The organism is Brumimicrobium oceani, assembly GCF_003143775.1.
Taxonomy (GTDB): domain Bacteria; phylum Bacteroidota; class Bacteroidia; order Flavobacteriales_D; family Crocinitomicaceae; genus Brumimicrobium; species Brumimicrobium oceani.
In genome coordinates, this window is the sequence record NZ_QFRJ01000004.1 from 144,021 (window position 1) to 159,203 (window position 15,183).

General features: G+C 37.3%; 7 protein-coding genes. 4 read left to right on the forward strand and 3 right to left on the reverse strand.

Annotated elements, in window-relative coordinates:
* The first annotated feature begins 261 nt into the window (after positions 1 to 261).
* Positions 262 to 3,174 (forward strand): T9SS type A sorting domain-containing protein, encoded by a 2,913-nt coding sequence (locus DIT68_RS07210; protein ID WP_158276135.1) that lies wholly within the window; start codon positions 262 to 264, stop codon positions 3,172 to 3,174.
* A 286-nt stretch (positions 3,175 to 3,460) separates the two neighbouring features.
* Here DIT68_RS07210 and DIT68_RS07215 read toward each other — a convergent pair whose 3' ends face one another.
* From DIT68_RS07215 to DIT68_RS07230, 3 genes are all read right to left on the reverse strand, one after another.
* Entirely contained in the window at positions 3,461 to 5,713 is a 2,253-nt protein-coding gene (locus DIT68_RS07215) for an FG-GAP-like repeat-containing protein (RefSeq protein ID WP_158276136.1), read from the reverse strand.
* A gap of 287 nt (positions 5,714 to 6,000) precedes the next feature.
* On the reverse strand, positions 6,001 to 12,408 hold the full coding sequence (locus DIT68_RS07220) for a T9SS type B sorting domain-containing protein (RefSeq protein WP_109359154.1): 6,408 nt from the start codon (positions 12,406 to 12,408) through the stop codon (positions 6,001 to 6,003).
* A gap of 411 nt (positions 12,409 to 12,819) precedes the next feature.
* Complete coding sequence (locus tag DIT68_RS07230) at positions 12,820 to 13,074, reverse strand: hypothetical protein (protein WP_109359156.1); 255 nt, start codon at positions 13,072 to 13,074, stop codon at positions 12,820 to 12,822.
* Positions 13,075 to 13,132: 58 nt separating this feature from the next.
* Here DIT68_RS07230 and DIT68_RS07235 point away from each other — a divergent pair, with 58 nt between their 5' ends.
* From DIT68_RS07235 to DIT68_RS07245, 3 genes are all read left to right on the forward strand, one after another.
* The gene (locus DIT68_RS07235) at positions 13,133 to 13,552 is read left to right on the forward strand and encodes a hypothetical protein (RefSeq protein ID WP_109359157.1); all 420 of its coding nucleotides are present in this window, start codon (positions 13,133 to 13,135) and stop codon (positions 13,550 to 13,552) included.
* A gap of 161 nt (positions 13,553 to 13,713) precedes the next feature.
* Entirely contained in the window at positions 13,714 to 13,989 is a 276-nt protein-coding gene (locus DIT68_RS07240; RefSeq protein WP_109359158.1) for a hypothetical protein, read from the forward strand.
* Between the two features lie 362 nt (positions 13,990 to 14,351).
* Positions 14,352 to 15,086, forward strand: a complete 735-nt coding sequence (locus DIT68_RS07245) for a T9SS type B sorting domain-containing protein (protein WP_146194152.1) — start codon at positions 14,352 to 14,354, stop codon at positions 15,084 to 15,086.
* Positions 15,087 to 15,183: the final 97 nt, after the last annotated feature.

The following is a 15,183-nucleotide window of genomic DNA, read 5'->3' on the forward strand; positions in this document are numbered from 1 at the left end:
AAAGTAAGGAAAAAGAATGGAGTGGTAAAATGTGGGAGAATTATCTCAATGTTGATAAGAATATGCTTTTTAAAGCAAGAATGGACAACATTTACTTCTTTCTATTTTCATGAAAAAGGCAAACTACTTTTATATCGGATAACACCTATAGCCCGGCTTTTTTTAGCTCATCAATTAAAAAGAGGCGCAAACAATTATTCATAAACCCCTTGCTTTTAGCATTTTATTTATTATGTTTGAATGAACACTAAAAATAAACTTATGAAAAAGATTCAACTCATTGTTGCGTTTATTGCAGCATCGACACTTGCTTTTACACAAGCATTACAAAAAGCGCCAAGCTTTGAAACAATCAAAAAGGCTGACAAGTCAATTTCGTCAAATAACAGCACCAACACCACAAAAGCACTAGGAGTTGCCTTATGGTCTAGCGATTTCTCGACAGCAACAGACTGGACGGTTGGTGGAAATGGTGCCCAAGGAGCATGGGTTTTAGGAAGTACAGCCTCAATGCCTTTTCCTCAATATTATACATTTATTCAATCAACTACTGTAGCTAATGGAATCGCTTATTTTGCTGGAATCCAATATTTACTCAACAACACGGTAACATCGCAAAATGCGTGGATTGAAATGACCAACAACATTGACTGTTCGAGTGAAAGCATTGTTAGTTTTGAATTTCAACAAGCTTATCGTGCATTCAACTCGGATAACACGCTAGTTGAAGTCAGTTTAGACGGGGGTACAACTTGGGAACAAACAATAGACATCAACCCCAATATTGCAGCGAATACGTCTACCACAGAAACTACAGCAATTCGTAATTTTACTGTTAATAATTCTTCTACAGTGAAGTTCCGATTTCGTTGGGAAAACACAAGCACTGCCTCTTCTGGTTCTGGGTATGCATGGCAAATTGATGATGTAAAAGTTTCCACATTGTCTGATCACGACATCGCAATCTCAAAATACCTTTATGGAACAACAACTTTCGGTGAAACTTTATATTATCATCAAATTCCATTGAGTCAAACCACAGGTATTGAATCTTCTGCAGTACTTGCCAATAGAGGCTCTCAAGACCAAACCAATGTAATTTTCTCAGCATCTGAATCTATAAACAATGTCTACACGGGTACATCAACACCAATAGCTATGTTGACTAACACTTCAGATTCTGTAGCGGTTACCACTAACTTTACACCGAGTGCGATCGGAGATTATCAATTGGACTATTCCATTTCCTACAATAACGTTGATGACTTCCCGATGAATAACACTGTCGACTCCTATAAATTTTCAGTTGGAGAAGCAATATATGCTAGAGACAGTTCAACACAAACTAGTACTGGAGCAGTTTATGGTCAAATTATTTCCACCAATATAACGCCACTTGACGGAATGGAAGTTGGGAATAAGTTCACCATGACTCAAACAGCAAAGCTAACAGCAATTGATTTTCAATTTGGAAATTCGATAAGCGCAGGTGATTCAGTTTTTGGAGTGCTTTATGATGAAAATTTAAACGTGATTCCAAATACACAAACAGAAACATACATTATGGCAGCAGGAGATGAAGGGCAACTAAAAACTCTCACGCTTAACAACCCTGTGGATTTATTAGCCGGAGGCTCTTATATAGCAACAGTTGTGAGCTCAAGTTCAGATTTCACAGTGGCTTCAGCAGGTAAAAGCGCACCACAAACCTCTTTCATTTACTACATGTCAGATGCAACTTGGTACTACACGACATCTACACCGGTAGTTAGAATGAACTTTTCTCCTGCAACATTGGCCTCGGAAACCGCAATGACTGGGTTTAATCAGTTATTAGGAGCACCATCACCAGCCGACTCTTTTAATGTGGAGGGTTATAATTTAACTGGAGACATTACAGTTACAGCACCCACTAATTTTGAGCTTGCTACAAATCTTGGTGGACCTTATACTTCATCTGTAACAATTACAAACTCAACAGGAACCATTGCCCCTTATGAAGTTTATGTACGCTTAAACGGACCAACTATTAACTTAGCTCAGGCAGGAGATATTATAATTTCCTCAAATGGAGCAACGGATAGATTAATTTCACTCCAAGGTCAAACCTACAGTTATACAGTAACCAGCATTGGAGCAGTTACAAATACTAGTCCGAATGGTGTTGGAACTTCTGTTGGAGACTTTGTAAGTTTAACAGGAGTTATTCACTGTAATAACTTCAGAAGTAATGGTTACGACATTGCAATAATTGACAATAACAACGATGGAATTACAGTATATAATAATTCAGCCATCAGTGGATACAACGCCTTAGAAGGCGATGAAATCACCGTAGAAGGAGAAATAACCCAATTCAATGGTTTACTTCAAATCGTTCCAAGCTCAATTACGGTAGTTTCTCAAAATGCAAACCTTCAAACACCAACACTTGTTAGTGTTTTAGATGAAACAACAGAAAGTCAGTACATCGAAATAGAAGGTTTATCTCTTATCAACGGAGAAACAACATGGCCAAGCAATGGAAATGTAGATGTTACGGACGGTACAACAACTTTCCGAGTGAGAGTGACTGCAACATCTCCTTTAGCAGGAACACCAACTCCAACAGGTGCGTTCTATTTAACTGGAATAGGAAAACAATTTGACAGTAGTTCGCCCTACTCTACAGGTTACCAAATATTCCCTTGTGGTGTTGGACCGTCTTGCTATGTTGATGTTTCTGTAACAGCGAATGGTCCTCAACTTACTGCAAATGCAACAGGATTATCTTACCAATGGATTGATTGTGCAGACAATTCTGTTATCGCAGGCGCTACCGATCAAGTCTTTACAGCTTCGAATGATGCCAATGCAAGTTATGCGGTAATCATTACTGATGGTGCATGTGTTGATACTTCGGAATGTATATTCGTTGCTGGACTGGGAGTTAACGAGAACGAATTTGCTGGCGTAATTATTTATCCAAATCCGATGAATGACCTCCTAACAATTACGGATGAAAATGGTACTCTTGAATCTGTAGAATTAGTTACAGCAACTGGAAGGATTGTTTATCGTTCTGAAATTACTACGAATCAATTTGAAATTAACGTTGCAGATATCAGCCATGGCGTTTATTTTGTCAATGTTAAATCTGCCAATAGTGCAAAGACCTTTAAGGTTATTAAGTAACTCTATTAGAGTAGTGTTAAATAAGAAGCTGCCTCGTAATGAGGCAGCTTTTTTATATTTAAGTGTTTTTATCTTTTGAAGGAGAAGAGGTAGATGCTTACGGGGAACTATACCAACTTCAAGATCACAATAAAAGCTATTCTCTTTAATTTAGCAAAATCCTCCCCCTTTGTCCTCCTCCCAATGGGGAGATACTCATTAACAACCACTCAGTTTTAATCAAAGGATTTGCAAGCCGTTAAAATTATATTCGGAATTTGGGTTCGCCTTTGAATACTCAATCCTTTTACTCAATTAATAATTTCCTCACTATTCTATAATTACTTTCTGGAATGACTACTTCAATAAAATACATTCCAGATTCAGGATATAGTATTTGAATATCTATTTGAGATTTTGTGATGTGATGACCTGAATTAATTGTTCTCCCCAAAGGATCCAAAACCCTATAATCGTATGCCTGTCCTTTTAAGTTGGATAGTTCAATTGCAAATAAGCTTTTAGAAGGATTTGGATAAATATTTAAATCGATAGGAGTAGAAAGACTTTCGTTTGTCACACCAAGAGACGAAGTATCTCCTGCTCGATAACTCCAAATTCCACCAATCTCATTTCCCACAAAAAAGTCATAAGAATTGTCACCTCTAAACTCAACAATAAAAGGTGCCGAAAATCCCTTTGTGTTAATTCCTGCATATTCATCTGAAATAAGCTCAAAATCTAGACCTGGAGTTAATCTACCATCAATACGAGAATAAAGTGAAACATTTCCAGATCGTGAACCTGTAAACAAGAATGTTTCTCCATTATCTCTTACGAATCTAGGAACACCTATTGTTTGCTGATAACTAGGTGAGGATAAATCTACCATTCCTAAATCAGGATTTGATAATTTAAAAGAATAATTAGTCGCTGTTCCAATATTTTGATAATAAAGTAGCGGACCATTTCCTTGACCAATTATTAAATCTGTTAATCCATCATTATCTAAATCGAATAATTCTGGAGTGGCATAATTTGGAACCGTGATAAAATCTCCATTGTTGTCTTTCAATTGGCTTTGTGGCGAATTAAAAACCATAGCACCATTTCCTCCAGTGTTTTCATAAAAGAAGAGCTTTCCATTACTTAATCCCACAATCATATCCTTATCCGAATCTCCATCTAAATCTGCAAAAGCAGGACTTACTCGACCAGGAAAACCACTATTTTGGAAATTCTCCCAATTTTCATTGATCAATTTGAATACCGGTTTTTGCAGCGTTCCTATGTTCTGATAATAGTTGATACGTGAGTAATTTCCTTGTGATCCATCAAAATTAAAATGGTTGGCCACCAACAAATCTTTCAATCCATCATTATTCACATCGACTATAACAGGAATTGCACCTTTTCCATTATCAATCATTTGATTTTGGAGAAAATCTTCCTCTACGAACTCAAAATTAGGGTTATCGTTGACTCCATTATTCTTGTAAAGCCAAACTCCTTTCGTGTTTTCAGAAGCTCCTTTCGCCGTGGTTGAAACGATTAAATCTTTTATTCCGTCATTATCCACGTCTTCATAATAGGCCGTTAAAAAGTTAGACAAATTCACAGGAACATCAGAACTTGGATAATTGGCATCGAAACTTACCATTAGCGCATTGTCATTTGGATTCGTACCACCATTCATTAGCATCGTTAGGTTATTGTAAGACACATCTCCAATAATCAAATCTTGCATTCCTGAGCCATTGAGATCTAAAGCCAAAATTGAACCACCTGAATGGCGAGGACCTCCTTCCTCAGTAGTTTGAAGCGAAGAGCCACAGGGATGAAAAGTACTGTTTAATTCGATGGAGTTTCCTGAAGCGTCTTCCATAAAATCTCCCCAACAAGCTTGTTCTAGCTGAAAAATTAAAGAATCTGAGTGTCCATAGGTTTCCATAGATAGGTTTTTGTGCCATTCTACCCTGGAAACATAAGAATGAAAAGTGAGTACATCGATATCTCCATCGCCATCAACATCTACAAATGCAGGAATTTCATTGGAAGCCGAATATAAATTTACAAATGAATTATTCACCACTGACATAATTGGATCTGCGTATAAATCCCAAGTCAAACCGCTATTTGTATTCCCTGTGTTTTTGTACACTTTAATTCCACCAATCGCATAAGTAAAAATATCTTTTTTACCATCGCCATCAAAATCGATTAATTTCATTCTGTACCTGAGATCCGCAGGAAAAAGTTTACTCTTATGGTGTAGATATTTGTAAACAATTTCACCATTTATTTTAGATTTCTCGTAAACGGAAATCAATCCATTTTCGGGTTCGAAGGCAATGAGCTCTTCTTTTCCATCAAAATCAACATCTATTGTAGAAAATTGTGGATGACTCATTCCTCCAGACCAAGCCATTGAAATGGTATCGTTATTCTTAACAACCAAAATAGAGTCATCATATACAAATTCAAATTGCGCTCTTAAGTTTGGAAAACTCACTAGCAAAAAGACACCCAACAATGTCATCGTAAAGTATTTACACTTCATATTCATTATTTTACTTATTCTTTTCTATTACAAATACATTCAAACCTCATCATAGATTTGAGTTTTAATTTCTTTAGGATAGTGAAGTTGAAGGGATTAAAGAGTAGAGCATAATTACTCTAAATCATTCGTCTGGTAATGTGATATTTTCATAGTATTTCAGCATTTTAAAAATTAATAAAAAACTCAGCATTAAACCTTACCCAGAACGCTCTTCTAAGTATGGTTTAATGCAAATGTTTTATTTAGCTGCTAGTAGATTGATTTGTTATTTCTGTGAATAGAATTTATTTCAATAAGGTTACATGTCCAACATAATTTCTTTGTTTTAAATCAGTAGCTTCGGTAACTTGAATTTTCCAAATATAAGTTCCTTCTTTAACCACAGTCGAAGAACCTCGTCCATAAGTTCCTCTCCAACCGATTTCGCTATCAAAAGATTCAAACATTATTTCACCCCATCTATTAAAAATCTGCAAGTGATATTGAATAATTTCACTATCTGGCGGAAACTTTGGAGTAAACATTGGGTTGAAATTATCATAATCAGGAGTGAAGGAATTGGGAACATAAATCTCGAATTCATCTTTGAATAAGATATCATCACAAATTTCATCTTCACAGCCAAACCTAGAAATCGCCTTTAAACAAGTTGTAATTTCTTGTCCAACAATTACATTTTCAAAAACAATGGTTGGGTCAATCAAACTAGAGGTCCCTCCACTTTCGAAAGTCCATTCATAAGTTGTTGCGCCAACCGAAGTATTTGTAAAATCTACAACATTATTAATTGTTGTTGGAGCTTCTGGCGAATAATAGAAAGCTGCTGTAGGATATTCATCCACACAAATATATTCAACAAACGTAGTATCGCCCAAACACCCAAACTGCGACTCAACTTGAAGAGTAATATCATAACACCCTTGTTCAGTAAATGTATAATCCATGCCGGCACATCCTGAGAACGTTTGATCATCGATTGTCCAAGTACAATTTGTACCTACATCATTTGGATTTGTGGTATTCAAGAAATTCACATTTAAAGGCACACAACCCGAAAGGTTATCAGCAGTAAAGTTGACATAAGGTGTTTTGTGCAAATCCACATTAACATCCATTGAAACTTGGTCACCACATTGATCTGTAACTGTAGCGGTATAAGTGGTGAAAGATGCAGGCGTAACATTTATCGCACTAGTTGACTCGCCTGAACTCCATGAATAAACGTAGCCCGGCAATCCATCAATTCCTTGGGCAGAAATAGTGGCTGCACCTTCTGGACAAATGGTAGTATCGGAAACAATGCTCATGTTTAAAGCTGGAATAACAGTTATTGTTACGTTTTCAGTTGGAACAGTACACCCATTAAAGTCAAAAACATCTAATGAATAAGTATCTGTTTGAGAGGCCACAATTGACAGTGTATCCGTTGATGACACACCATTCCCCCATTGATAAGTGTAAGGCTGAATTCCTCCAGTGGCTACACCCACGATATCTAAGTTATAATTATTACAAACAGTAGTATCGTTCGTTAAATCTAAAGCCATCTGAGCCGCTTCCCAAATATCTACAGAACGTTCTACCAAACAACCACCGGCATCTTTGGCTACGACTGTGTAAACATCAGCACAAAGAGCGCCAAAGGTATTTGCAGATTGAAATGTTAAACCTCCGTCAATTGAATATTCAATAGCTGTAGGCGAAATAACTTCAATATCTCCATCGCAATCTCCGTGACAAGTAATGTTTGTTTGAATTATATTTGAAATAACAACTGAATCTGGCTCATCTACAACAGCACTACTCGAAATTTGACAGGCATTGCTGTCCTCAATCATGAAATTATAAGTTCCTGCACATAATTGTGTTGCCAGGTCATCATTTATTCCAGCAACCCCTTGCGTCCAATTATATAAATAGGGAGTTGTACCTCCAGAAACGGATAATTGAATTTCACCATCGCATAAGCTTTTACATGTTGCATCAGTAATTGAAGCACTATCTAACACTAATTGCGTTGGCTCTGAAACAACTTCAGTTCCTGTAATCTGACAATTATTAGCATCTCTCACCACAATATTATAGGTTCCTGCTGATATTGCATTATTGGAAGAAGAGGTATTAAATGTTGCACCACCATTAAATGAATATTGATACCCTGGCGTTCCACCCGTTGCAGTTACCGCAATACTTCCTGTTGAGTTCTGAAAACAAGTTAAGTCTGTTGGAACTGAGGTAAAAGCCAAAGCTGTTGGTTCTGCTAAAACCACTGTGTTTGTATCTGTACACCCATTCCCATCACCAACACTTAGCAAGAAAGATCCCGCTGTTAACCCCGTAAAGGTAGCACTCGCTTGAGGAGCTCCTCCGTTAATGGTATAGAACAAACCTCCTGTTCCTCCTGTTGCAGTAATTGCAATTTGTCCGTTTGAACCGCCATTACACGTTGGATCAGTTCCTGTCGTCATCGTAATTGATGGAGAAGCTTGATTAGTTAAAATTTGAACACCACTAGCAGAACAGCCATTATTATCTTCGACAACAATATTGTAATTTCCCGCCAGTAATCCAGCAAAAGAATTCCCATTACTAAAAGTAGCTCCATTATCCACACTGTAAGTATATCCTGGTGTTCCTCCTGTTGCTGTAATTGAAATTTGTCCATTTGGATCTTCACAAGTCGATGGCGTTTCAACGCTTATAAAATCAACTATGGTAGGCTCATTAATTGTTTGACTAGAAATACTTTCACAACCGTTAGCATCGGTAATCATTACATCAAAAGTACTTGCACAAATTCCTGTGATTGTATTTACCAATGTTGTATTTACTCCGTTGTCGATACTGTAAGAATAACCAGGTGTTCCTCCACTTGCGTTAATTTGAATTTCACCATCGCAAGCTCCAAAGCACGTAGCATCTTGAAGAAGATAATTGCCTGAAACGGGTGTTGGTTCATTTACAACGACATTATTAGACACTTGACAGCCTAAGTTGTCTTGTACAACCATACTGTATGTACCGGCTGCCAATCCTAAAAAGCTTGATGAGGTTTGAAAACTAATTCCGTTATCATTACTGTACGTATAACCCGGATTTCCATTAGAAGCGGTTAATTGAATTGCTCCAGAATTATCCCCATTACAGTTTAAGTCGAAAACGCTTTCTGTAAAGGTAATGAGTGAAGATTCTTGAACATTAAAGTTTTTATCAACCGTACAACCGCTATCATCTCTAACGGTAATAGTGTATGTTCCTGCTGCTAAACCTGTAAATGTTGGAGTGGGCTGATAAGTTGCACCATTATCTATACTGTATTCATAAAGTCCCGTTCCTCCTGCTACATTGGTTACAGTAATTTGACCTGTTGAAGCACCATTACAATTCACATTTTGAATAGTTCCATCAAAATCAATTTTAGCGGGTTGTAGTAAGGTAAAAGGAATCGTATGAACACATAGTCCATTATCTGTAATGGTTACAATGTGTCCCCCCGCAGCTAGTCCAGTAAAAACTCCTGTAGATTGAACAATACCATTATTATCCAATTCAAACTCGATAGGCAAAGCACCACCAATATTCATTACTTCTACCGCTCCATCCGTTCCATTGAAACAAGTGATATCTGTTGTGCTCACTAAAGCACCATCCATTTGAACATCATTTATTCCGAAGAATGAAGAATCCTGGCATCCGATTGCATCCGTTACTGTAATTTGATAGCTTCCACCTGTGATATTTGTGAAAAGCCCACTCACTTGATTTACCGACCCATTAATGGAATACTGAAAAGGTGCATTAGCTCCTACAGCCCCCACTTCTAACGCTCCGTCATTGTTTCCACAGTTTGATGGTGTATTAGAGATTTGATTTAAGGTAATTCCAGGAGGATTAAATAATGTTTCAGAAACAGTGTACTGACATCCATTGGCGTCTTCTATTAGAACGCTATAAACCCCTGCACTCAAACCAGTAAGCAAACTACTTGCTTGAAGTGGTGCATTATTTAAAGCATATTGATAAGGAGGCGTTCCACCAGTTGCAGTCACTTGAATTTCGCCATCTGCTCCTAAATTACAGCTTGGATTTGTACCAGACAAGGTAACAGTTAACATCGTTGGTTCTGCAATATTAACCACTGAATTCGCAGAACAACCATTAAAGTCATTGACAACAACATTCACATTTCCTGCGCATAAATTCGATAAGGTAGAACTTGGTCCGAAAGAAACACCATTATCACTAGAGAAAGTATAAGGCGCTGTTCCCCCAGTTGGTCCAACCACAATTTGTCCATCACAATTTCCTTGGCAACTCGCATTTGTTGGTGTAGTTGTATAAGCTAAAGCTGTAGGTTGAGTAATTGTGAAGTTAACTGTCGCAGAACATCCGTTCCCATCAATTATTTCTGCTGTGTAAGCACCAGCAGTTAATCCTGCGAATATATTTGATGCTTGAGGTGTTCCTCCATTTAAAGCATAAGTAACTGGGGCAACTGCGTTATTTGTTCCCAGAGTTACCTCGCCATCATTTCCTCCAAAACAACTAAGGTTTGTTTGACTACTTACTAAAACACTCGGAACAGGAACAGCATCAATCGTTAAGGTTGTGGAATTAGCACATCCGTTAGCATCTGTTACCGTTAAGGTGTAAGTGTTTGGAGCCAAATTTGAAAACACTCCTGATGTTTGGTTCGGCCCTCCGATAGAATAGGTATAAGGAGTTGTTCCACCAGTTGCTGAAAGTGTAACTGCACCAGAATTTACTCCACATGTGGCATCTTCGCTGCTATCCACATTGATGGTTAAAACTGTTGGTTCAGTAACCGTTGTATTTAAGGTCAAACTACAGCCGTTTACATCAAATATTTCTACTTGATGATTTCCTGCCAGTAAACCACTAAAATTAGTTCCTGTTTGCGCAATTCCACCATTCAGACTATAAGTATAAGGTGAGGTTCCCCCAGCAACGGTGTTCACATCTATTTGACCATCTGCACTTCCATTACAAAGCGTTGGTATTGGCGCTAAATTCGCTGAAATAACAGCTGGTTCATTAACTGTAATTATTTCGTCTGTGGTACAACCTATATCATCGGTTAATGTAACGTCATAAACTCCGGCAGCTAAATTTGAAACCGTTTGGGTAGTTTGTGTTAAAGGTGTTCCACCTTGAGACCAGTCATAGGTATATGGAGCGATTCCACCTGAAGGAATAATGCTTGCTGACCCATCTCCAGCACCGTTGCAAGACAAATCGATAGTAGAAGTCGTTACTGGTAATGGGGCACCTGGGGCTATCGTGAAAGTTCCATTCACATCACATCCTCCGCTCGTATTTACAGTATAGTTATAGGTTCCAGGAGCTAGACTATCAAAGACTCCTGTTGTATTTGAGGTTGCTTGTGCACCTAGAAGGTTATATGTAAATGGCGCAACCCCTCCGGTCATAGACACGGTTCCTGTACCTAAATTTGTTCCCAAACACAATTCAGTTGTTGTGACCACCGAAGGCACTCCTGGATCTACAACATCTATTGATACTGCATAATTGTTTTGCCCCACAATTGGACAAGCACCATCTTCAACAAGGAAGTTAATGGTTTGTACTCCTTGTGCAATAGTTGGTGTCCAACAAATAGTCATTGTTAAAGGATTTGTCCCAACAGAAGTTACTGTTGCTCCGGGAAGTACTTGCGCTATGTTAGATTGAACCGTCAAAACGTTAGCCAAATCTGGATCATTAAAAACGACATCAAAACACCCATTACTTCCTTGGCATAAAGTCAAATTATTTGGACCGTTTTGAACAATTGCACCCGTAATATTTGAAACTCCTGTTACAGGAGGTTGAGGGGTTTGATTACTACAATTCTCAACGTAAGTTTGATATTCATAATCTGTAATGGTAACAATGTCTCCGTTGTCATTATATTCAATCATTCTTACAACAATTACATAAGCACCAATGACTGTAGGCGTATAAGTAATCGTTCCGGTAAGAGGATCAATTGAAATTCCATTAATTGGAGAAGCTCCTGAGTATCCTGCATTATAGCTTACAGGGTTGTTTATGCCCTGAACCGCTTCAACTAATGAATACACTATTGAATCTCCATTAGGCTCAAAGGCTCCAAGGTTATAAGAAACGGGCTGATTAACACAAACAAAAGGCTCTGGCTGTCCAGTTATACTTGGATTATCATTACAATTATCTGTCGCCGTATTAATTTGAGTTGAGATATTGAATGCATCTTCATTTGTTAGATTTATAACCGTATTTCTACAACATATACGATAATTGGCTGTCCACGTATCACAATCTCCTAGGTTGACAGTTCCCTCATAAATGTGTTTTTCATAACCCGGAAGTGGCCCACCATTGCAAGTTGTATTATTTATTTGTTGTAAACAAACTTGGGAAACTTCAGTTTGGGATACTCGATTTAGTCTCACATTAAAATCGGGTAAACCACAAGTATTAGTAAAATTTATAGATGCACTCGTCCCAAGAGCAACACCCGAGCAATCCCTATATAAAATTAATCGAACATTGTAGGTACCTGGAGTCCCTGTACATTCCATTTCAATATAACCTCCTGCAACGTGAGATGCGTTGACTTCTTCTGTCGTAAAAATAAAGCTGAAAAGCATTAATACAAATGCGAATGAACCAAGATTAAAATCCCTCATAACTAGTAGTATTAGTTGAATAGTGCTACGTTTTACGTAAAAAACCTCAATAAGGTTTCTAACTTCTATTCTTTCAAATTAAAACATTTGTGGAGGCAATGGAATCTTAGCAATTCTTGTATAACACAACCAAAATAAAAATAATTTATTGAAAATCCTAAACTTTAAAAAAAATACTCTCACCTCAACTCCTCCTGAATGGACGATTTTACTGTTTTTAGAATATTTCCCATCACACTGAAGACTGATTAGGAGATTTTTAGACAGATCTCTTTGATAGTTAAGATTCCAAGAATATTTTTTTCAGATTTTAAAGATTCTAACATTTCGTAGGCCAAGGCGCTATTTTGTGGTCCGATGTAATTTATGGTGACAATTTTAACTTTGGCGTTTAGACTTCCTTTTTCAATTTTATTGTATTTCGTGACCATTCAAATCAAAGATTTTATAGTGAGAATTGTTTAGCTCATCGTAAATTTCCCATTTTATGCTTGTGAAATCACTTGCTGGATTGGGATAAACGGTGATGTTGTACATGAGTTCTTCTAAAAAGGAAGTTGCAATTTTATGTGTTTCAATCTGATTCTTTATTGAAACCAACCAATAGGTCGCTTTTATCGTTAATGACCTAGATGAAAATACTGAAAAACCTACGTTTACAAACATGAAAAAAAACTTTCTACTATATATAATAATTTCATTCCTATTTGTAAGCCCAATCTGCTTGTCTCAACAAATAAACTATTATTCAGACAACTTCTATGGAGGAGTTACTGGAGCAGGTTTCAATCCTGGTTACTCTCTAGTAAATAGTTCAATTTCTTTCAATATTCCAAATAATTCGACAATCAAAAAAGCGTTTTTATTTGCAACTTCGAAAAAATATATGGAAGAGGCGAGTTTCCTAGACTCAATTACCATTAAAATAAATGGGATTGATTTATCAATCGGAAATCAACATGCAATTAATAATAATTATATTTATAAGCGAGGTTTTTCGCCAAGTGATTATATTGAGCATAAAACTTTGGTGAAAGATATAACTTATCTAAGTTCTATTCTTAATCAGACACCCATCACAGTAGAATCAACTTTGCAGCCGGATTTACCCGCAATTATGCATTACTATATTATAATATTATAATTTTATAAGAAAACAACTCCTTATCAAAAACTGCGCTTGATATTTTCATAAACAACTTAAACTATCAAGCAGAACTCAATTACTCATTACTCACCTCAAGTAATATCAATTATACAGAAGATATTGGACTTATACTAAACACAGCAGACATTTGTGATACCGTGAGCGATGGAAGCTCTGTTTCTGTAAATTCAAACTCAATAGGTCTAATTGGAGGGAGTGAATTCAACACCATTAACACACCATGCTCCAGTCCATCAGGCAATTTTTATTATGAAAACAATACTTTACATGGATTAACTGATGACACACCAGACTCTTTAATGATGGGAACAGATGCTATTGCAGATATTAAAAATTATGGCACTACTTCGCCGATAACTGTTAATTTCATTCACCAATCACCCGGTCTAAAAAATCCAAAAGCAACATTGTAGACAAGCTCTTCCTCACCTACACCTCCCCTTGCGACACCTTCACCTCGACCCTCACCCAAGACACCACCATCTGCCTCGGCGAAACACTACAACTCCAAGCCACAGGAGGTGTTTCGACAAGCACCTCAACAGGCTACGAATGGTCCACCATTTCAAATCCTTCAGCAATAAACGATTTAAGTTGCACAGATTGCCCCAACCCAATATTTTCAGGAGATAGTAGTCAAGTTTACACCGTAAGAATTTGGAATACGGACAGTTGTTCGGTGGTAAAGCCTATCAGCATTGGCGTTTCTTACCCTCAAGAAATTATCAGTTCCACTTTTAATTCGGTTTGTAGTTTTTCAACAGGGAAAATAAAAATGCAAAATGTACCAGACAATGTAGTTCAATTTGGGGCGGTAAACAAAAATGGAGATACATTGACAGCTAATTCAGCCAATACTTTTAATGGCTTGTCAACAGGAGATTATACGCTTTTTTATATTGATAAATTTGGATGCAGTACAGATACGGTTGTTACAGTAGAACCAGTAATAGACACCCAAGCTGCTTTTGCAACCAATCCAATAAGTGGAACTGCTCCAATTCAGATTAATTTACAAAATAATTCCGTCAACGCCACAGATTACAGTTGGTGGTTAAACGGAGATTACCAAGGGAATCAATTCTCAGGCTTTTTCACTGATACTTCGGGAACTTATGAAATAGAGCTTATTGCATGGAAAACAGACAGTATATGTGCAGATACTGTTTCGTTTACAGTCTTTATTTCTGATAGTTTGGTGGCTTCACTTCCCAATGTGTTTACGCCCAACAATGATGGAGTAAATGACTTTTTCAATGTCAAAGTGAATCTTCCTGTGAGTTATAAATTGAGCATTCTCAATCGCTGGGGAAATCTTGTTTTTGAAAACGAGGGAGATTTAACAAAAGGAGAACATAAACTGTGGAATGGTGAAACTAAAAGTGGTGAAATTGTTACTGATGGCACTTATTTTTATAAGATAGTTTTTGAGATAGATGGGGATTTTGTGGATTGTGAATTAACGGAATGTGAGGTGGTGAAGCAAGGGTTTGTGGATGTGAGGAAGTAGAAAGAGTTTAAACCAAGGTCACGAGATGGAATCTCGCGACAGCTTGGATGAATTTTGGTTGACTTTCCAATTGAAGGGATGGGCAGCAAAACATTTT

Excerpts from the sequence above, each read along its gene's own strand:
- DIT68_RS07210 (WP_158276135.1), top strand. The coding sequence starts at position 262 with ATGAAAAAGATTCAACTCATTGTTGCGTTTATTGCAGCATCGACACTT.
- DIT68_RS07215 (WP_158276136.1), bottom strand. The coding sequence starts at position 5,713 with ATGAAGTGTAAATACTTTACGATGACATTGTTGGGTGTCTTTTTGCTA.
- DIT68_RS07220 (WP_109359154.1), bottom strand. The coding sequence starts at position 12,408 with ATGAGGGATTTTAATCTTGGTTCATTCGCATTTGTATTAATGCTTTTC.
- DIT68_RS07230 (WP_109359156.1), bottom strand. The coding sequence starts at position 13,074 with ATGTTTGTAAACGTAGGTTTTTCAGTATTTTCATCTAGGTCATTAACG.
- DIT68_RS07245 (WP_146194152.1), top strand. The coding sequence starts at position 14,352 with ATGCAAAATGTACCAGACAATGTAGTTCAATTTGGGGCGGTAAACAAA.